The following is a 15,943-nucleotide window of genomic DNA, read 5'->3' on the forward strand; positions in this document are numbered from 1 at the left end:
GAGGCGGGGTAGGGGTCAGAGCGTGGGATGAGCCTGGTCCGGAAGAAAGACAAAAAACCCCCCGGGGGGGGCGCGGCTGCCCGGTGGGGTTTCTCCCCCCCCCGCCCCCGGCCCGTTTCCGCAGGACGCTGCGGTGCCCGTGGCATGTCACAGGTGATCGACAATTCCGCGACGGTCCCGCGCGCCGGGGCTACCGTGACTGTCGTCCTGGCTGACCGACCGTCAAGGTGGGGGAGAAAACCGAATGCGTGCGCTGCGAATACTTCTGATCCTCGTCGTGATCCTGGGCGTGCTCTTCGCCGTCGTGGACCGGGTCGCCGCGCACTTCGCCGAGGGCGAGGTGGCGGACAAGCTGAGGACGAGCGAGGGACTGGCCGGCACCCCGGACGTCTCCATCAACGGCTTCCCGTTCCTCACCCAGGTCGCGGGCGGTGAGCTGGACGACGTCGAGATCGGCATCAAGGACTACGACGCGGCCGCGGGCGACGGCGCCGGGAAGATCCGTATCGACGATCTGAAGGCACACATGAAGGGCGTCGCCTTCTCGGGCGACTACAGCTCCGCCACCGCGGCCACCGCCACCGGCACCGCGACGATCTCCTACGACGAGCTGCTCAAGGCCGCCAAGTCCGAGCCCACCGACGTCGGGCCCGGAGTGAGCGCCCAGGTCGTGGGCCTGTCCGACGGCGGCAACGGCAAGATCAAGGTGATGGTCGACGCGACCGTCCTCGGCGTCAAGCTGCCCCGCCCGGTGCCCGTACTCAGCACGGTCACGGTCAAGGGCGACAGCGTGCAGGTGCGCGCGGACTCGATGCCCGGCCAGCTCGGCGCCGGTCTCGCCGAGAAGTCGGTCCGCTCGATCACCGACTTCCAGCAGGCCATCCAGGACCTGCCGGGCGGCGTCCGGCTGGACAAGGTCGAGCCGACGAGCGACGGGGTGGAGATCTCGGTGCAGGGTTCGAACGTCAGGCTGGCCGGGTAGGACGACGTCAGTCGGACGTCAGGCGGACGTCAGCGGTCCGACAGGCGAGACACCCCGGTCCGCGGGGTAGGCGCGGCAGCACACGCAGGCGCCCGGAAGCCGTGCCACGGCGGTCCGGGCGCCTTTCTCGTCCCATAGTGTGGACGATCGCGTCTCAAAATACGACACGCCGGTGACATGCCGGGCCGTCCGTCCCTACGATCGAGTCCATGAAGCGACAGGCGGACCTCACGAAGCGGCGGGCAGTAGACCTGTGCCGCGTCGCCGCCATGCTCTGTCGCCCCTTCTGAGCGGAAGCACCGACTTCCACATCCCCCTGCCCTGGCCTGGGCATCCGTGCGCCCCCTTCTGGTGTGTGCGCACCCCTCTCACTTGCACGCCCGCCGCAACTGCCCGGAGGAGAAAGAGCATGAGCCGCCGCAGCGAGGTCCTGGTCGACGCCGACTGGGTCCAGGAACACCTGGACGACCCGAGCATCGCCATCGTCGAGGTCGACGAGGACACGTCCGCGTACGAGAAGAACCACATCAGGAACGCGATCCGGATCGACTGGACCAAGGACCTCCAGGACCCGGTCCGCCGTGACTTCGTCGACCAGGACGGCTTCGAGAAGCTCCTGTCGGCCAAGGGCATCGCCAACGACACGCTGGTGATCCTCTACGGCGGCAACAACAACTGGTTCGCGTCCTACGCCTACTGGTACTTCAAGCTGTACGGCCACGAGAACGTCAAGCTCCTCGACGGCGGCCGCAAGAAGTGGGAGCTGGACGCCCGCGAGCTGGTCTCGGAGGTGCCCGAGCGCACCGAGACCTCCTACCAGGCCAAGCCCCAGAACAAGGCCATCCGCGCCTTCCGCGACGACGTCGTGGCGGCCATCGGCGCGCAGAACCTGGTCGACGTCCGCTCGCCCGACGAGTTCTCCGGCAAGCTGCTCGCCCCGGCGCACCTGCCGCAGGAGCAGTCGCAGCGCCCGGGCCACGTCCCGACCGCCCGCAACATCCCGTGGTCGAAGAACGCCAACGACGACGGCACCTTCAAGTCGGACGACGCCCTCAAGGAGCTGTACGCCGACGAGCAGGTGGACCTGGCCAAGGACACCATCGCCTACTGCCGGATCGGCGAGCGCTCGGCCCTGACCTGGTTCGTCCTGCACGAGCTGCTCGGTGTCGAGAACGTCAAGAACTACGACGGCTCGTGGACCGAGTACGGCTCCCTCGTGGGTGTGCCGATCGAGCTCGGCGCCAACAAGTAAGCAATCCGCCCGACCGTTCATCACCCCCTTCAGGAGTACGACATGTGTGGAGCGAAGGCCGGCGGCCCGGACGCCTCGACGATCAAGCCCGGTGAGACCACGATCCAGGGTCAGGTGACGAAGGACGGCGAGCCCGTGGTCGGCTACGTCCGTCTGCTGGACTCGACCGGCGAGTTCACCGCCGAGGTCCCCACCTCGGCCACGGGCCAGTTCCGTTTCTACGCGGCCGAGGGCACCTGGACGCTGCGCGCCCTCGTTCCCGGCGCCAGCGCCGACCGCACCGTCGTCGCCGAGCAGGGCGGCCTCGCCGAGGTCGCGATCGCGGTCTGAGCGACGCGGTGGACCACCGAAGGGCCGCATCCCGCGGGTTGGACGCCTGGGATGCGGCCCTTCGGCATGCGCAGTCCCACGGGCGCGGTCCCACGGGCGCGGTCCTACGCTGGAGGTATGTACGCGCGCCGGCGGCACGTCTACTTCGCCATGATGGGGTTCTGCATCGGCCTCTTCGTCCTGGCGTGGGCGGTCGTGCGCCTGTGGTCGATCCCGGCGGCCGTGGGCATGTGCGTGGTCGCCATGGTCATCCCGCCGGTCGCCGCGATGGTGGCGAACCGCCGCGGACCCGAGGACCGCTGGTGGGACGACCCCTCGGGCGACCGCGAGTCCGACGAGTGGTGGGACGAGCTGGACGGGAAGAAGCGGCCCCGGTAGCTGGACGGGAAGAAGCGGCCCCGGTAGGAAGACGGGCATGTCCTTCGCGAGGCTGTCGACCGTCGTCCTGGACGCGCCCGACGCGCACGAACTGGCCGCCTTCTATCTGGGCCTGCTCGGCTACGAGGTGCGCGCCGACGAACCCGACTGGGTGCTCATCGGCCCGCCGCCGGGTCTGCCGGGTCTCGCCCTGTCCTTCCAGACCGAGCCGGCGTACGTACCGCCCGCCTGGCCCACGCGCGCCCCCGGCGAGCAGCAGATGATGCTGCACCTGGACATCGAGGTCGACGACCTGGAGGCCGAGACGGCACGGGCCGTCGCGGCGGGGGCCACGCCCGCCGCGTACCAGCCGCAGGACGACGTACGGGTGCTCCTCGACCCGGCAGGACACCCGTTCTGCCTGTGGGTGGCGTAGGGCCTGTCCGGCCGTCGCCCCCGGTACGTCAGTAGACGAGCGCCTGTGTCTCGTCGCCCAGCGCCTCCTGCACGAACACCTGTGCGCCCGCGATCCGTACGCCCTCGATGACGTCCTTCTCCGTGATGTCCCGGCGGGCCGCGCACTGGGTGCACAGGGTCAGCCGGCCGCCGGCCAGGATCGCGTCGATCAGATCCGGCAGCGGCGCCGCGTGCGGCAGCTCGAACTCGGCCGCCCGCCCGGGCAGCGCGAACCACGAGGACTCGCCGGTCAGCCACAGGGAGACCTCGACCCCGCTGGCCACGGCCACCGCCGCGACCGTGAACGCCTGAGAGCAGCGTTCGGGCGCGTCGGCCCCCGCCGTCACCTTGATAACGAGCTTCTTAGCCATGGCTGAATCGTAATCAACCTCCTTACAACTGCTTGCATCCACCATGAGTCTCCTGTGGCGCGTGTATGTGGAATCGATGATTCGCGTTCTGTGGGGGACGTTTTGGAAGAACCTGAAGTGGTGCCCGTTGCATCCGACGCACCAGAGGCGTCGAGTGTGTCGGAGGTGTCAGAGGCCCCTGATGTACCGGTGACGCCGGATACGCCGACAGCACCGGACGTGCCGGATGCGTCCGACGCCGTGGCGCCGTCCCGGCCGCGCCGCCGCGGGCGTACGGCGCTGCTGATCGTCGGCGCCGCCGTGCTCGGCCTGGTCGCGGGCACCTGCGGTGGTTACCTGGTCCAGGCGGACCGTGAGCCGACGAAACTGCCGCCGCTCTCCCAGCCGACGCTGGCGCAGGGCAAGGGGGACGGGCCCGAGCGGCTGTCGGCGGCCCAGGACCGCCAGGTGAAGACCGACGGCGACCTGCGCAAGCTGCTGCTGAAGATGCCGCGCGGCGCGAAGAAGGCCGAGTGGATTCCCGACGACGGCTGGATCGACCTGGCCGCCTACACGGAACGCTTCACCAAGCCCCGCGAAGCGTTTCCCGACCTCGTCGGCAAGGAATTCCGCCGGGCCGCCGACGGCGGCTGGCAGGTCGGCGACACGTACAGCGTCGAGATCGAGCTGGCCCAGTTCCGCCAGCACGAGGAGACCGGTGCCGAGGACTCCAGCAACAACGGCCAGTACTGGGCCGACAGGGAGGACGGCACCGACAGCTGGAGCATCCCCGGTACGGGGGACGGCATGGCGTACGTCCACACCAAGCCCGACACCAAGCCCGGATACCTGCCCATGTACAGCGCGGAGGCGCACGCCTGGCGCGGCGACATCGCGATGGAGATCTGGATCTACGACAGCAAGCCGATCCCCAAGAAGACGATCATGGATCTGGCCAAGCGGCAGATGGAGCAGCTGTGAGCGAGAAGGAGAGCGAGCCGGTCGAGACCGCCGAGCAGGCCGGGTCCGCCGAGCAGGTTCAGCCGGTCGAGCAAGTGCAGCCCGTCGAGCCCGTCGAGCCCGTAGCGTCCGTCGAGCCGGCCATGGATGCCGGGGCGGAGGTGCTCGCGTCCGCGGGATCCGAGTCCGTCGCGCCCGCGCCCGCCCGCCGACGGCTGCGCAAGGGGCGGGTCGCCGCCGTCGCCGGCAGCGTGCTGCTGGCCGGTGCGGTCGTCGCCGGGGTGGGCTTCACCGCCGTGACCGTGGACGGCGCCGACCGTGACGCGGGCGCTCCCGTCTGGAAGTTCCCGAAGTCCCCGGCGGAGAAGAAGCAGTCGGAGGACCGGCGCGGTCTCGCCGGGACGCTGGTGCCCTACGGCACCGACGGCTGGAGCGAGGGGCCCGACATCGGGGAGTTCGGCGCCGACGTCCAGCTCAGCGGTGCCCAGGCCACGGCCCTGCGCAAGCAGGCACTGGGCGATCTGCCCCGTTCCCAGCGCAAGCGGCTGGAGAAGGAGATCGACAAGCAGCCGACCACGGCCATGGCGATGCGCAGCTACTACAACCACAAGGTCGACCCCTACAACAACGACGACATCTTCACCGTGCGCATCGTGCTGGCCCAGATGGACAGCAAGGCCGCGGTCCGGGAGAGGTCGACGTTCCAGAACGAGTTCCTCGCCGCCCTCGACGTCTTCCGCAAGGGCCCGGAGATCAAGGGGCACAAGGACGCCAAGTGCTTCCTGCCGCCCAAGGACTCCGACGAGGACCTCGACTCGATGTTCTGCTCCGGCTACGTGGGAGACGTCCTGGTCACGGCGACGGCGGACGGCGTGAAGCCGCTCGACACCAAGGGAGTCGCCGAGCTCCTGAGCACCCAGCTCGACCGCATAGCAGAGCCTGGGAAGGCGGTATGACCGAGCAGCCGCAGGTCGCGGAGCCCACACCGACCGAGGAACCGCAGAGGGACGAACCCGTGACCGTGAACGAGCCCACGACCGCAGAGACCGGGACCGCGCCCGCCGGGCCCACGGCGGACGACAACACGCCTGCCGCACCCGAGGCCGGGACCGAACCCGCACCCCGGCCCGCACCCGAGGCCGAGCCCGCGCCCGAGCCGGGGCCCGCCGTCATGGCGGCTCCCGTCGCGGTCGTGGCCGGTGCGGTCCCCGGCCCCGAGCCCGTCGGCGTAGGTGTCCGTCCCCCGAAGGACCGCCGGATCCTGCGTGCCGTCCTGCGCTGGACAGCCGCCGTCGGCGTCTTCGCGGCCGTCGCGTCGGCGTCGGCGTACGGCATCACGGGGATGGAGCGGACCGACGTACCGGGTCTGGGGACCCAGTCCGACGGGCGCTGGGACTACTCCACGCTCGTCCGGCCGCCGCTGCCGTCGGGCAGCCCCGCGCCGTTCGCCGAGGCGAACACGGCCAACGCTCATTACGCCGATCTGCGCGCCCTGGTCCTGCCGGCCCCGAAGGGGGCGACGCCGGACAAGGCGCTGCTCGGCACGGACGGCTGGCTGCCGATGAAGGACTACCTGGCGGAGTTCACGATCGGGGAGGAGCGGCAGGAGGTGCAGCAGCAGCTCGTCGACTACGGCCTCCGGCACATCGCGGCCCGCGGCTGGACCACTCCGGACGGCACCCGGACCCGGATCTACCTGCTCCAGTTCGGTACGGCGACGGTCGCGGACAAGGTCTACGCGAGTGAGGCCGTCCCGTTCGCCAACCCGGCGCATCAGGTGCGCGGGGCCGAGGCGTCCACGTACGACGAGGCCTTCCCCGAACAGGTGTCGGTGTCCGGCATCGAGCACTCCGTGTACTTCGAGGAGAAGCCGTACGGAGCCGAGCAGGTCCGTGAGGCCTGTGTGTCCGCGGGCGACGTCTTCGCGCTGATCGTCCAGTCCCGCAAGGGCGGCGCCGCCGCCGTCCCCTTCCAGCAGACCGTCGCCCTGCAGAGCGAACTGCTCGGCTGACCCGCAGGGCGTACCTCACGGAGAGGGCCGGGGCCCGGCCGCGTAAGCTGGGTCCCGGCCTTGTCTACGTGCGCAACCACGCTCATCCCAAGGAGCATCCGTGGAGATCTTCTTCGAAACCCTGCTGGTCCTGGTCTGCCTCGGCGTCCTCGCCTTCGCCGGGCTGACCGTGAAGAAGCTGTACCAGGGTCAGCGCTGATCAACCTCTAGGGACTGCCACTCATGATCGAGATCCCGTCCGACCTGCACAAGGACCTCGTCCCGCTCGCCTTCCTGCTCGGCTCCTGGGCCGGTGCGGGCGTGCACGACTTCCCCGGCTCCGAGAAGTGCAACTTCGGCCAGGAGGTCACCTTCACGCACGACGGCCGGGACTTCCTGGAGTACCACTCCCACACCTGGGTCCTGGACAACGACGGGAACAAGGTCAGCCCCCTGGAGTCGGAGTCCGGCTTCTGGCGCATCGACGCCGACCGCAAGGTCGAGGTCACGATGACCCGCGACGACGGCGTCATCGAGATCTGGTACGGCGAACTCGCCGACAAGAAGCCGCAGATCGACCTGGTCACGGACGCGGTGGCGCGGACCGCCGCCTCCCGTCCGTACACCGGCGGCAAGCGCCTGTACGGCTACGTCAAGAGCGACCTCATGTGGGTCGGCGAGAAGCAGACCCCCGAGGTCGAGCTGCGCCCCTACATGTCCGCCCACCTGAAGAAGGCCGTCACCCCGGAGGAGGTCGAACGCTGGGCCAAGGCCCTCCCGGACGACATGCCGGACGACGGGATCGCCTTCTTCAAGTAGTTCTAGACTTTCCTGTGTGGTGAGCACCGGAAGTACGGACTGGAAGAGCGACCTCAGGCAGCGTGGCTACCGGCTGACGCCGCAGCGGCAGCTCGTGCTCGAAGCCGTGGACACCCTGGAGCACGCGACCCCCGACGACATCCTCGTGGAAGTGAGGAAGACGGCGTCGGGGGTCAACATTTCCACGGTCTACCGGACCTTGGAGCTCCTGGAGGAGCTCGGGCTGGTCAGCCACGCGCATCTCGGGCACGGGGCGCCGACGTACCACCTCGCCGACCGGCACCATCACATCCACCTCGTCTGCCGTGACTGCCAGAACGTCATCGAGGCGGACATCGAGGTGGCCGCCGACTTCACCGCCAAACTGCGCGAGACCTTCGGGTTCGACACCGACATGAAGCACTTCGCGATCTTCGGCCGGTGCAAGGACTGCACGCTCAAGAGTTCAATTACCAAGTCGTAGGCTTGTGTCCATGAAGAGCCCTCTGCTGTCCCTGCCCGGCGCGGTCCCCGCCGAGGGTGTGGACGAAGGCGTCGCCGCCCACTACGGCGACCTGTTCCGAGAGCAGCGCGCCCTCGCCGACGGCACCGGATGCGTCGACCTCTCGCACCGCGGGGTCGTCGCCGTCACCGGCGAGGACCGGCTGAGCTGGCTGCACCTGCTGCTCACCCAGCACGTCAGCGAGCTGCCGGCCGGCGAGGCCACCGAGGCGCTGATCCTGTCCGCGCACGGCCACATCGAACACGCCCTCTACCTGGTGGACGACGGCACGACCGCCTGGGCCCATGTGGAGCCCGGCACCCAGGACGCGCTGATCGCGTACCTGGAGTCGATGAAGTTCTTCTACCGGGTGGAGGTCGCCGACCGGACCGCCGACCTCGCGGTCGTGCACCTGCCGGCCGGTTCGATCACCGAGGTGCCGCAGGACGTCGTCGTACGCGAGACGGCGTACGGCCGTGATCTCTTCCTGCCGCGCGCGCAGCTGGAGGAGTACATGGCGAAGGCCGGCCCGCCGGTCGGGCTGCTCGCCTACGAGGCGCTGCGCGTCGAGCACCACCAGCCGCGGCTGGGCTTCGAGACCGACCACCGCACCATCCCGCACGAGCTGGGCTGGATCGGCACCGCGGTCCACCTCCAGAAGGGCTGCTACCGGGGCCAGGAGACGGTCGCCCGGGTCCAGAACCTGGGCAAGCCCCCGCGCCGCCTGGTCTTCCTGCACCTCGACGGCAGCGAGGTCCACCTGCCCGCCCACGGCACGGAGCTGCGGGTCGCGGACGAGGGTGCCGACGGCCGGAAGATCGGCTTCGTCACGACGTCCGTACGCCACCACGAGCTCGGCCCGATCGCCCTCGCGCTGGTGAAGCGGAACGTGCCGGTGGACGCACGGCTGCTGGCGGGGGAGACGGCGGCGGCACAGGAAGTCGTCGTCGAACCCTGAGGGGTCTGTCAGATCTCCAGCAGGACGGTGAACGGGCCGTCGTTGGTCAGCGACACCCGCATCTGCGCGCCGAACCGGCCCGTCTCCACCGTCGCGCCCAGGGAACGCAGCTGGGCGACCACCTCGTCGACGAGCGGCTCGGCGACCTCGCCGGGGGCGGCCGCGTTCCAGGTGGGTCGGCGTCCCTTGCGGGCGTCGCCGTACAGGGTGAACTGGCTGATCACGAGGAGCGGCGCGGCGATGTCGCTGCACGACTTCTCGTCCTGGAGCATCCGGATCGACCACAGCTTGCGGGCGAGCTGGGCCGCCTTCTCCGGGGTGTCGTCGTGGGTCACCCCGACCAGGACGCACAGTCCCTCGCCGATGATCTCCCCGACCGTCCTGCCGTCGACGACGACGCTCGCGCCGTCCACTCTCTGCACCACTGCACGCATACGCCCATCATGCCGGGCCCGGCGGGCGGCCCGGCGGACGGTCGGTCCGAAGAGCAGTTCGCGCAGGGTTGCTACCAGGTCTTTTTTGATCCGTATACCCCCATCTGGGGCCGATCGGGTGCACTCGTTCCCATAGTGGCCACTTGGGGTGGCACGATGGCGCCACACGCCGGTCGAGGGGACGGGTAGAGGCACATGAGCACACCGAGTACCGGGCTCACCGGGCAGTCGTCCGCGGCTGCCCCCAGGCCGCCCGCACAGCGCACCGACAGCCCGTGGCAGCCGGCCGAGCACGACCTGGCCGCGCTGAGCCTGGCCGAGCTGCGCACCCTGCGCCGGGACGCCCAGCGCGACGAGGCCGACCTCAGCTACATCCGGCGGCTGCTCCAGGGCCGGATCGACATCCTGCGCGCGGAGCTGGCCCGGCGCGGTCCGGCGTCCCCGGTGGACACCCCGGGCGGGGCGTCCGTCTTCGCCCGGCTGCCGGAGATCCTGACCGACGCCCCGGCCCGGCAGCGTTCCTCCGCCCGCCATGTCACGCTGGGCACCCCGCACAGCGAGGAGTACCGGCTGCTCGCCTCGGAGATGCTCGCCGAGGTCGAACTCTCGGACCTGGGCGCCCGCACCGACCCGGAACTGAGCGAGGGGATGGGCCGGCTCGTACGGTACGAGCAGCAGGTCTCCCGTCGGCGGCAGCAGTGGCAGCGGACGGCGGACGACTGCAGCGCGGAGATCGCCCGCCGGTACCGCGAGGGGGAAGCGCAGGTCGACGACCTGCTCGTCTGACACGTCCGGGGAAATGCGCGCGACACCCCCGTGCCGCCCACCTACCGTGACCTCATGACGAGCCGCCCCGCCATCGACGTCCGTCCGATCACCGAGCCCGAGCTCGCCGACTGGCTCCGCGCCCTGAACACCGGCTTCCTGCGGGAGCCGGTCAGCTCGGGCAAACAACTCGCGGGCCGCCGTCAGCAGTTCGTGCCGGGCCGGCTGCTCGGCGCCTTCGACGGCTCCCGCTGCGTCGCCACCTTCCGCTCCTTCGCCCAGGAGCTCACGGCCGTCGGCGGCACCCCGGTCCAGGCCGACGCCATCTCCAACGTCACGGTCACCGCCACCCATCGCCGCCGGGGTCTGCTCACCCGGATGATGAGCCAGGACCTGGCGGCGGCGAAGGAGCGCGGCGACGTGGTGGCCACCCTCATCGCGGCCGAGTACCGGATCTACGGCCGCTACGGTTTCGGGCCCGCCACCTCGACGGCCGAGTGGGTCGTCGACACCGCCCGCACCGGCCTCGACCTCCGCGCCACCGTCCCGGACGACGGCGGCCGCATCGACCTGGTGGAGGGCGAGGAGGTGCGCAAGCTCGGCCCCGAGCTGCACGAACGGGTGCGGCGCGGCCAGCCGGGCGCCATCAGCCGCGACGACCTGTGGTGGCGGGTGAACACCGGCGTCGTACGCTTCGACACGTCGTGGACCGAGCCGTTCTACGCCGTGTACCGCTCGGCGGACGGCGAGGTCGAGGGCCTGGTGTCCTACGAGTGCGACACCGTGTGGGACGACGCCAAGCAGCCGCGCGTCACGGCGAGCGTGGACTGGCTGATCGCCTCGACCCCGGCCGCCGAGCGCGCCCTGTGGCGGTACCTGTGCTCGATCGACTGGGTGGCGCGGGTGAAGACGGGCTGGCGGGCCCCGGACGACCTGCTCCCGTTCTTCTTCCCCGACGTCAGGTCGGCCCGGATCACCCGGCAGGCGGACTGGCTGTGGGTGCGGCTGCTGGACGTCGTACGGGCCCTGGAGGCGCGTACCTACGACGGGGCCGGCGAGCTGGTGCTGGAGGTCGTGGACCGGGCCGGGCTGACCGGCGGACGCTACCGGCTGCAGACCGCGGCGGGCGGGGCCGGGGTGTGCGCACCGACCCGGGCGGACGCCGATCTCACCCTGGACGTCGCCGAGTTGGCGACCCTGTGGCTGGGCGACGAGTCGGCGGTGCGGCTGGCGGCGCTGGGCCGGGTCCGGGAAGAACGAGCGGGCGCCGCCCAGGTGGCCGACGCCCTGCTGCGTACGTCCAGGCGGCCCTGGTGCCCGGACATGTTCTGAGACCTCCTTCCGGCCGACGGTGGTGCTGTGTCGCTGTGATGCGGCAGTGCGGTACCACGCATCCGTAGCTGGTGCTGTTCGGTTGTGGTTGTTGTGCGGTGGTGCAGACGGACCAGGCTCCCGGCTCCCCTCCGGAAGGGAGCCCGGTCAGCCGGACTGGGCGAGCAGCATCACGAGGATGACCGCTCCGATACCGCTGATCGCGGTGTTCCTGGCTTTGAGTCCGACGGTCAGCGCGGCGAACGCGATGAGTCCCATCGGCCCGTACTTCCACTGGACGATCTGTTCGAAGCCGATGGCAAGGGCGGCGACGGCGACGGCGACGAGCGGCATGACGGTCTCTCCTTGTCCCCCCTGGCGGCCAACCCGCCATCGGTCTGACCATGTTGCTTAAGTTGGCTACCAACTTCACTGTAGTTATCTCCGCTTGGAAGCGGCTCATAACCACCTTCCCCTGAACTGCCCAAAGATGGCGGGAAGTTGTAGGGTTTGGTCGTGGACCCGGAACCCGCCTCCGCCAGTGGGCGGAAAAGGCCACAGCGGCCACAGGTGACACACCGCGAGGTGGCCGACGTGCTGCGCACCCGGATCAGGTCCGGGGTGCTGCGGCCGGGCCAGCGCATGCCCACCCAGGCCGAGCTGGCGCAGGAGTTCGGGGTCGAGCGCGGGGCCGTGCGGGAGGCGCTGCGGATCCTCCAGACGGAGCGGCTGCTCACCAACATCTCCAAGGGCAGTCCGGCGACCGTCGCCTCCGACCTGGGCCTCGGCAGGACGCCGACCGGCCCGGAGGTCCCGCCGCAGCCCACCATGGTGGCCCTCGGGCCGCGCGTCGCGGGCGCCTTCGCGGCCCCGCACGTCTCGATCGACGCGCTCTGTCTGACCTCGGTCTCCCTCACCCTCGCCATGAGCGAGCCGCTGCGCCAGATCCATGAGGGGCGTATAGAACCGGCCAAGGTCGACGTGCGGATCCTGCTGCCGAGCCGGAACATCGACCTGGCCTTCCCGGCGCCGGTCGACCCCTCGGACGCCGAGCGCCTGCAACGCCGCTGGCTGGCCCAGCGCAACGCGCAGGGGCAGGTGCTCCGGCACAACCTGCTGGCCCTGCGCTCCACCCACGGCATCGACGTCCGGGTGACCTTCCGCGCGCTGCCCTTCACCCCGCCGGTCAAGCTCTACCTCCTCAACGGGGTGGAGGCACTCTTCGCCTACTACACGCTGGTGCGCCGGGAGGCGGAGGTCGACCACGAGCCGCTGGAGATGTACGACGCCGAGGGCACCCGGTCGATGCTGTTCGCCTTCGAGCGGGGCGTGGGGCTGCGGGACGCGACCTTCGTGGAGCAGTCGCACCTGTGGTTCAACGCACTGTGGGAGACGATCAGTTCGGAGCTGGTGCTCACGGACTGACGTCTCCCACGGCGGGCGGGCAGGGCGGCGCCGCGTCACATGGCGGGCCTGGTGACCAGGGCGGCGAGCATGACGGCCCCGATGGAGCTGACGGTCGGGTTCCTGGCCCTGATGCCGATGGAGAGCAGCAGCAGGCCGATGACGCCGGCGGCGCCGTATTTCCACTGGACGGTCTGTTCCAGGCCTACGCCGAGGACGGTGGTCAGGAGGGCGAGAGCGGCTGGCACGGTGGTTCCCCCTTCGGGCTGCCGGACGGGACAGGGCGGGACGGAACATGGCGGTGCGGAACATGGCGGTGCGGAACATGGCGGTGCGGGTCGGAGCGCGGCGGTGCGGGGCGGGACGGTGCGGGTCGGGCCAGGCGCGGGCGGCCGGAGGCCGAAGGCTGGTCGAGGGGAGGCAAACCTTCCGCCAACTCGGATAAGTTGGCAGCCAACTCCAAAGAATTTGTCCCCACTTGGCAGCCAGTCGTAAACAACTCTCAAACAACTCCCGGTAGATGGATCTAAGTTGTAGCGTTTGGTTGTGGCTCAGGAGAACGTGGCATTGAACGGCAGCAGGAGATCGGCGCAGGACGTCGCCGACGTCCTGCGGGAACGCATCCGCGTCGGAGACCTCAAGGCGGGCGACCGGCTGCCCACCCAGGCCGAGCTCGCCGAGGAGTTCGAGGTCGAGCGCGGCACCGTGCGCCAGGCGCTGCGCGCGCTCCAGGACGACGGACTGCTCAGCAACGTGAGCAAGGGCAGCCCGCCGCGGATCGCGGAACCGGCACCGGCCGACCACCGGCCGCAGCCGACGATGGTCGGCCTGGCCCCCCGGCTCACGGAGGCGTTCAAGGCCCGGCACGTGCGGATCGACGCGGCCTGCCTCACGGCCGAGAGCCTGATGCTGGCCCTGGGCGAACCGCTGCGCCTGATCCACGGGGACCGCGTCCGCCCCGAGTCGATCGACGTGCGGATCCTGCTGCCGAGCCGGAACATCGACCTGGCCTTCCCGATCCCGGTCGACGGGCGCGGGGACGACGACCCGGTCCACCAGCGGTGGCTGGCGATGCGCAACGCCCAGGGGCAGGTCCTGCGGCACAACCTGCGCTCGCTGCGCTCCTCCCACGGCATCGACGTACAGGTCACCTTCCGCGCCCTGCCCTTCACCCCGCCGGTGAAGCTGTACCTGCTCAACGGGACGGAGGCGCTGATGGCGTACTACATGATCAAGCTCCGGGAGGAGACCACCGAGAGCGGGACCATGGACATGTACGACGTGCTGGGTTCCGAGTCCGTCCTGTTCTCCTTCGAGCGGGGCGCGGGGGAGCGGGACGCCGCGTTCGTGGAGCAGTCCCGGAAATGGTTCGACGCACTCTGGGAAACCATCACTACGGACCTGACCCTCAGCTGACTGGGGTCGCAGGCGCCCCGCGGGGTCAATCGGGGCATGGACGTCGACCGGGAGAACGCGGTGGTGAACGGCAGCGGGAGAGCCTCGGCCCAGGAGATCGCCGACGCCCTGCGGGAGCGGATCAGGGCCGGAGACCTGGAGGCCGGCGACCGGCTGCCCACCCAGGCCGTGCTCGCGGAGGAGTTCGGGGTCGAGCGCGGCACCGTACGGCAGGCGCTGGGCATGCTCCAGCAGGACGGACTGCTGACGAACGTGACCAAGGGGAGCCCGCCGAGGGTGGCCGACGTCCCGGCGGAGCCGTCGCCCGAGTCCAGGGCGGCCCGGGTCGTCCTGATCAGGTATCTGGAGGAGGCGTTCCGGGCCGACGACGTGACCATCGACGCCGTCTGCTTCACCGCGGAGACGTTGCTGTGGGCGCTCGCCGAGATGTGCGCGGCGGTCGCCAGGGGCGAGGCACGCCCCGCGTCGGTCACCGTGCGGTGCCTGCTGCCGGGGCCGGACGTCCCCCTGCCCTATCCCGACCCCGTCGACCGGCCGGATCTCAGGGACGCGGTGCACGAGCAGCTGAAAGCCCAGATCAGGGCCCAGATGAAGACCATGGACATCCATCTGTCCAACCTGCGCCGCTACCAGGGCGTCGCCAGCGGGGTGACCTTCCGGCCGCTGCGCTTCGTGCCGTCGGAGAAGAAGTACGTGCTGAACGGCACGCTGGCCCTGCGGGGCGACTACCCGGTCGGCCGGCACTCCTACGAGCTGCCCGGGGCCGGCGAGTTCGACGTCCTGGACGTCAGCGGGTTCAGCTCGGACCTGTTCGAGTACCGGCTGAGCAGGGGCGGACAGGAGGCGGCGGTCGTCCGGGCGACCAAGAATTACTTCGATGCCCTCTGGGATTCGGAGGCTCCCGGACAGACACTCGCAGAGTGACTGCTGAGACGGGACGGGCCGAACCGGTGCCGAGTGAAGCCGATGAACTGCACGAACTGGTCGCACGCACACGGTATGTCCTCTTCGATTTCGACGGACCGATCTGCCGGCTGTTCTCCGGTCATCCGGCCGATGTCATCGCCCGGGACCAGGTGCGCTGGCTCGACATCCGCGGACTGGGCGGGATGCTCACCAAGGAGGAACGTTTCAGTTCGGATCCGCACGGCACCCTCAGCTCGCTGCACGGCCGCTATCCGGGAAGCGACGTGATAGCCGGACTGGAGGAGAACCTCACCCGGCACGAACTGCGGGCGGTCCGGGTGGCGATGCCCACGGCGTACGCGGACCCGCTGATCCGGACCTGGGTGGCGGTCGGCACGCGCCTCGCCGTCGTGACGAACAACTCGGCCCGCACGGTGGCCTCGTACCTGACCGGGCGCGGCCTGTACGGCTGCTTCGACCCGCACATCTACGGCCGCACCCAGGAACTGCGGCTGCTCAAGCCGCACCCGGACATGCTGAACCGCGCCCTGCGGGCGATGGGCGCCGCGCCGGACGCCTCGCTGATGATCGGCGACGCCCTCTCCGACCACGCCGCGGCCCACGCGGCCGGTGTCCGCTTCCTCGGCTACGCGCGCAACTCCGCGGCCCGGCTGCGGATGCTGCAGGGCGGTGTGCCGGCCCGCGACATCATGGGCTCGCTGGAGCCACTGCTGTCGTCCCTGCGCCGCAACCATTCCTGAGACTCCGTCCA

The 15,943-nt window shown here is 70.2% G+C and carries 22 protein-coding genes; 18 read left to right on the forward strand and 4 right to left on the reverse strand.

The features are described 5' to 3' along the window. The first annotated feature begins 244 nt into the window (after window positions 1–244). The 6 genes from ACZ7OY_RS14720 to ACZ7OY_RS14745 all read left to right on the forward strand — a co-directional run bounded on the left by ACZ7OY_RS14720 (window position 245) and on the right by ACZ7OY_RS14745 (window position 3,357). Window positions 245–982, forward strand: a complete 738-nt coding sequence (locus tag ACZ7OY_RS14720) for an LmeA family phospholipid-binding protein (protein WP_471911727.1) — start codon at window positions 245–247, stop codon at window positions 980–982. 209 nt (window positions 983–1,191) lie between these two features. Beyond that, the gene (locus ACZ7OY_RS14725; protein ID WP_350751515.1) at window positions 1,192–1,272 is read left to right on the forward strand and encodes an Ms5788A family Cys-rich leader peptide; all 81 of its coding nucleotides are present in this window, start codon (window positions 1,192–1,194) and stop codon (window positions 1,270–1,272) included. Between the two features lie 119 nt (window positions 1,273–1,391). Beyond that, complete coding sequence (locus ACZ7OY_RS14730; RefSeq protein ID WP_471911728.1) at window positions 1,392–2,234, forward strand: sulfurtransferase; 843 nt, start codon at window positions 1,392–1,394, stop codon at window positions 2,232–2,234. A 42-nt stretch (window positions 2,235–2,276) separates the two neighbouring features. Then, window positions 2,277–2,564 carry a DUF1416 domain-containing protein gene (locus ACZ7OY_RS14735; RefSeq protein WP_152885624.1) on the forward strand — a complete coding sequence of 96 codons (288 nt, stop codon included), beginning with the start codon at window positions 2,277–2,279 and terminating at the stop codon, window positions 2,562–2,564. Window positions 2,565–2,681: 117 nt separating this feature from the next. Beyond that, on the forward strand, window positions 2,682–2,942 hold the full coding sequence (locus ACZ7OY_RS14740) for a DUF3099 domain-containing protein (protein WP_351604678.1): 261 nt from the start codon (window positions 2,682–2,684) through the stop codon (window positions 2,940–2,942). A 37-nt stretch (window positions 2,943–2,979) separates the two neighbouring features. Further along, complete coding sequence (locus ACZ7OY_RS14745) at window positions 2,980–3,357, forward strand: VOC family protein (protein WP_471911729.1); 378 nt, start codon at window positions 2,980–2,982, stop codon at window positions 3,355–3,357. A gap of 28 nt (window positions 3,358–3,385) precedes the next feature. Here the strand turns inward: ACZ7OY_RS14745 and ACZ7OY_RS14750 are convergent, their stop codons facing one another. Beyond that, on the reverse strand, window positions 3,386–3,748 hold the full coding sequence (locus ACZ7OY_RS14750; protein WP_152885621.1) for a DsrE family protein: 363 nt from the start codon (window positions 3,746–3,748) through the stop codon (window positions 3,386–3,388). 219 nt (window positions 3,749–3,967) lie between these two features. On the opposite strand from ACZ7OY_RS14750, the gene ACZ7OY_RS14755 reads away from it, so the two are divergent. From ACZ7OY_RS14755 to ygfZ, 6 genes are all read left to right on the forward strand, one after another. Further along, window positions 3,968–4,708, forward strand: coding sequence for a hypothetical protein (locus ACZ7OY_RS14755; protein ID WP_471911730.1), 741 nt, complete (start codon window positions 3,968–3,970; stop codon window positions 4,706–4,708). Then, window positions 4,705–5,643, forward strand: a complete 939-nt coding sequence (locus tag ACZ7OY_RS14760) for a hypothetical protein (RefSeq protein WP_471911731.1) — start codon at window positions 4,705–4,707, stop codon at window positions 5,641–5,643. The genes ACZ7OY_RS14755 and ACZ7OY_RS14760 overlap by 4 nt, the downstream gene beginning before the upstream one ends. Next, the gene (locus ACZ7OY_RS14765) at window positions 5,640–6,698 is read left to right on the forward strand and encodes a hypothetical protein (RefSeq protein ID WP_471911732.1); all 1,059 of its coding nucleotides are present in this window, start codon (window positions 5,640–5,642) and stop codon (window positions 6,696–6,698) included. The genes ACZ7OY_RS14760 and ACZ7OY_RS14765 overlap by 4 nt, the downstream gene beginning before the upstream one ends. 222 nt (window positions 6,699–6,920) lie before the next feature. Beyond that, window positions 6,921–7,496, forward strand: coding sequence for a heme-binding beta-barrel domain-containing protein (locus ACZ7OY_RS14770; RefSeq protein ID WP_351604690.1), 576 nt, complete (start codon window positions 6,921–6,923; stop codon window positions 7,494–7,496). 16 nt (window positions 7,497–7,512) lie between these two features. Beyond that, window positions 7,513–7,959: a Fur family transcriptional regulator gene (locus tag ACZ7OY_RS14775; protein WP_471911733.1), complete on the forward strand. Its 447-nt coding sequence runs from the start codon at window positions 7,513–7,515 to the stop codon at window positions 7,957–7,959. 10 nt (window positions 7,960–7,969) lie between these two features. Then, a complete protein-coding gene (ygfZ, locus tag ACZ7OY_RS14780; protein ID WP_471911734.1) occupies window positions 7,970–8,935 on the forward strand; it encodes a CAF17-like 4Fe-4S cluster assembly/insertion protein YgfZ in 966 nt (321 codons plus the stop codon). A gap of 8 nt (window positions 8,936–8,943) precedes the next feature. On the opposite strand, the gene dtd is transcribed toward ygfZ, so the two are convergent. Further along, a complete protein-coding gene (gene dtd, locus ACZ7OY_RS14785; protein ID WP_351604696.1) occupies window positions 8,944–9,369 on the reverse strand; it encodes a D-aminoacyl-tRNA deacylase in 426 nt (141 codons plus the stop codon). A 195-nt stretch (window positions 9,370–9,564) separates the two neighbouring features. Between dtd and ACZ7OY_RS14790 the strand changes: the two genes are divergently transcribed. Further along, window positions 9,565–10,155 (forward strand): RsiG family protein, encoded by a 591-nt coding sequence (locus ACZ7OY_RS14790; protein ID WP_471911735.1) that lies wholly within the window; start codon window positions 9,565–9,567, stop codon window positions 10,153–10,155. Window positions 10,156–10,209: 54 nt separating this feature from the next. Continuing rightward, complete coding sequence (locus tag ACZ7OY_RS14795; protein ID WP_471911736.1) at window positions 10,210–11,466, forward strand: GNAT family N-acetyltransferase; 1,257 nt, start codon at window positions 10,210–10,212, stop codon at window positions 11,464–11,466. Between the two features lie 147 nt (window positions 11,467–11,613). Here the strand turns inward: ACZ7OY_RS14795 and ACZ7OY_RS14800 are convergent, their stop codons facing one another. After that, window positions 11,614–11,799 carry a hypothetical protein gene (locus ACZ7OY_RS14800; protein ID WP_471911737.1) on the reverse strand — a complete coding sequence of 62 codons (186 nt, stop codon included), beginning with the start codon at window positions 11,797–11,799 and terminating at the stop codon, window positions 11,614–11,616. Window positions 11,800–11,955: 156 nt separating this feature from the next. Between ACZ7OY_RS14800 and ACZ7OY_RS14805 the strand changes: the two genes are divergently transcribed. Further along, window positions 11,956–12,870 carry a winged helix-turn-helix domain-containing protein gene (locus tag ACZ7OY_RS14805; RefSeq protein ID WP_471911738.1) on the forward strand — a complete coding sequence of 305 codons (915 nt, stop codon included), beginning with the start codon at window positions 11,956–11,958 and terminating at the stop codon, window positions 12,868–12,870. Window positions 12,871–12,905: 35 nt separating this feature from the next. Here the strand turns inward: ACZ7OY_RS14805 and ACZ7OY_RS14810 are convergent, their stop codons facing one another. Then, entirely contained in the window at window positions 12,906–13,097 is a 192-nt protein-coding gene (locus ACZ7OY_RS14810) for a hypothetical protein (RefSeq protein WP_471911739.1), read from the reverse strand. A 292-nt stretch (window positions 13,098–13,389) separates the two neighbouring features. Here ACZ7OY_RS14810 and ACZ7OY_RS14815 point away from each other — a divergent pair, with 292 nt between their 5' ends. The 3 genes from ACZ7OY_RS14815 to ACZ7OY_RS14825 are packed head-to-tail and all read left to right on the forward strand — an operon-like array spanning window position 13,390 to window position 15,932. Next, the gene (locus ACZ7OY_RS14815) at window positions 13,390–14,265 is read left to right on the forward strand and encodes a GntR family transcriptional regulator (RefSeq protein ID WP_471911740.1); all 876 of its coding nucleotides are present in this window, start codon (window positions 13,390–13,392) and stop codon (window positions 14,263–14,265) included. A 36-nt stretch (window positions 14,266–14,301) separates the two neighbouring features. Further along, window positions 14,302–15,189 carry a GntR family transcriptional regulator gene (locus ACZ7OY_RS14820; RefSeq protein ID WP_471911741.1) on the forward strand — a complete coding sequence of 296 codons (888 nt, stop codon included), beginning with the start codon at window positions 14,302–14,304 and terminating at the stop codon, window positions 15,187–15,189. Further along, a complete protein-coding gene (locus ACZ7OY_RS14825) occupies window positions 15,186–15,932 on the forward strand; it encodes an HAD family hydrolase (protein ID WP_471911742.1) in 747 nt (248 codons plus the stop codon). The genes ACZ7OY_RS14820 and ACZ7OY_RS14825 overlap by 4 nt, the downstream gene beginning before the upstream one ends. The last annotated feature ends 11 nt before the right edge of the window (window positions 15,933–15,943 follow it).

It is taken from the genome of Streptomyces sp. NPDC107559 (assembly GCF_055657365.1).

Coding starts and splice junctions, on each gene's coding strand:
- ACZ7OY_RS14740 (WP_351604678.1), top strand. CDS start 2,682: ATGTACGCGCGCCGGCGGCACGTCTACTTCGCCATGATGGGGTTCTGC.
- ACZ7OY_RS14770 (WP_351604690.1), top strand. CDS start 6,921: ATGATCGAGATCCCGTCCGACCTGCACAAGGACCTCGTCCCGCTCGCC.
- ACZ7OY_RS14735 (WP_152885624.1), top strand. CDS start 2,277: ATGTGTGGAGCGAAGGCCGGCGGCCCGGACGCCTCGACGATCAAGCCC.
- ACZ7OY_RS14750 (WP_152885621.1), bottom strand. CDS start 3,748: ATGGCTAAGAAGCTCGTTATCAAGGTGACGGCGGGGGCCGACGCGCCC.
- ACZ7OY_RS14795 (WP_471911736.1), top strand. CDS start 10,210: ATGACGAGCCGCCCCGCCATCGACGTCCGTCCGATCACCGAGCCCGAG.
- ygfZ (WP_471911734.1), top strand. CDS start 7,970: ATGAAGAGCCCTCTGCTGTCCCTGCCCGGCGCGGTCCCCGCCGAGGGT.
- ACZ7OY_RS14765 (WP_471911732.1), top strand. CDS start 5,640: ATGACCGAGCAGCCGCAGGTCGCGGAGCCCACACCGACCGAGGAACCG.
- ACZ7OY_RS14800 (WP_471911737.1), bottom strand. CDS start 11,799: ATGCCGCTCGTCGCCGTCGCCGTCGCCGCCCTTGCCATCGGCTTCGAA.
- ACZ7OY_RS14725 (WP_350751515.1), top strand. CDS start 1,192: ATGAAGCGACAGGCGGACCTCACGAAGCGGCGGGCAGTAGACCTGTGC.
- ACZ7OY_RS14820 (WP_471911741.1), top strand. CDS start 14,302: ATGGACGTCGACCGGGAGAACGCGGTGGTGAACGGCAGCGGGAGAGCC.
- ACZ7OY_RS14745 (WP_471911729.1), top strand. CDS start 2,980: ATGTCCTTCGCGAGGCTGTCGACCGTCGTCCTGGACGCGCCCGACGCG.
- dtd (WP_351604696.1), bottom strand. CDS start 9,369: ATGCGTGCAGTGGTGCAGAGAGTGGACGGCGCGAGCGTCGTCGTCGAC.
- ACZ7OY_RS14730 (WP_471911728.1), top strand. CDS start 1,392: ATGAGCCGCCGCAGCGAGGTCCTGGTCGACGCCGACTGGGTCCAGGAA.
- ACZ7OY_RS14790 (WP_471911735.1), top strand. CDS start 9,565: ATGAGCACACCGAGTACCGGGCTCACCGGGCAGTCGTCCGCGGCTGCC.
- ACZ7OY_RS14720 (WP_471911727.1), top strand. CDS start 245: ATGCGTGCGCTGCGAATACTTCTGATCCTCGTCGTGATCCTGGGCGTG.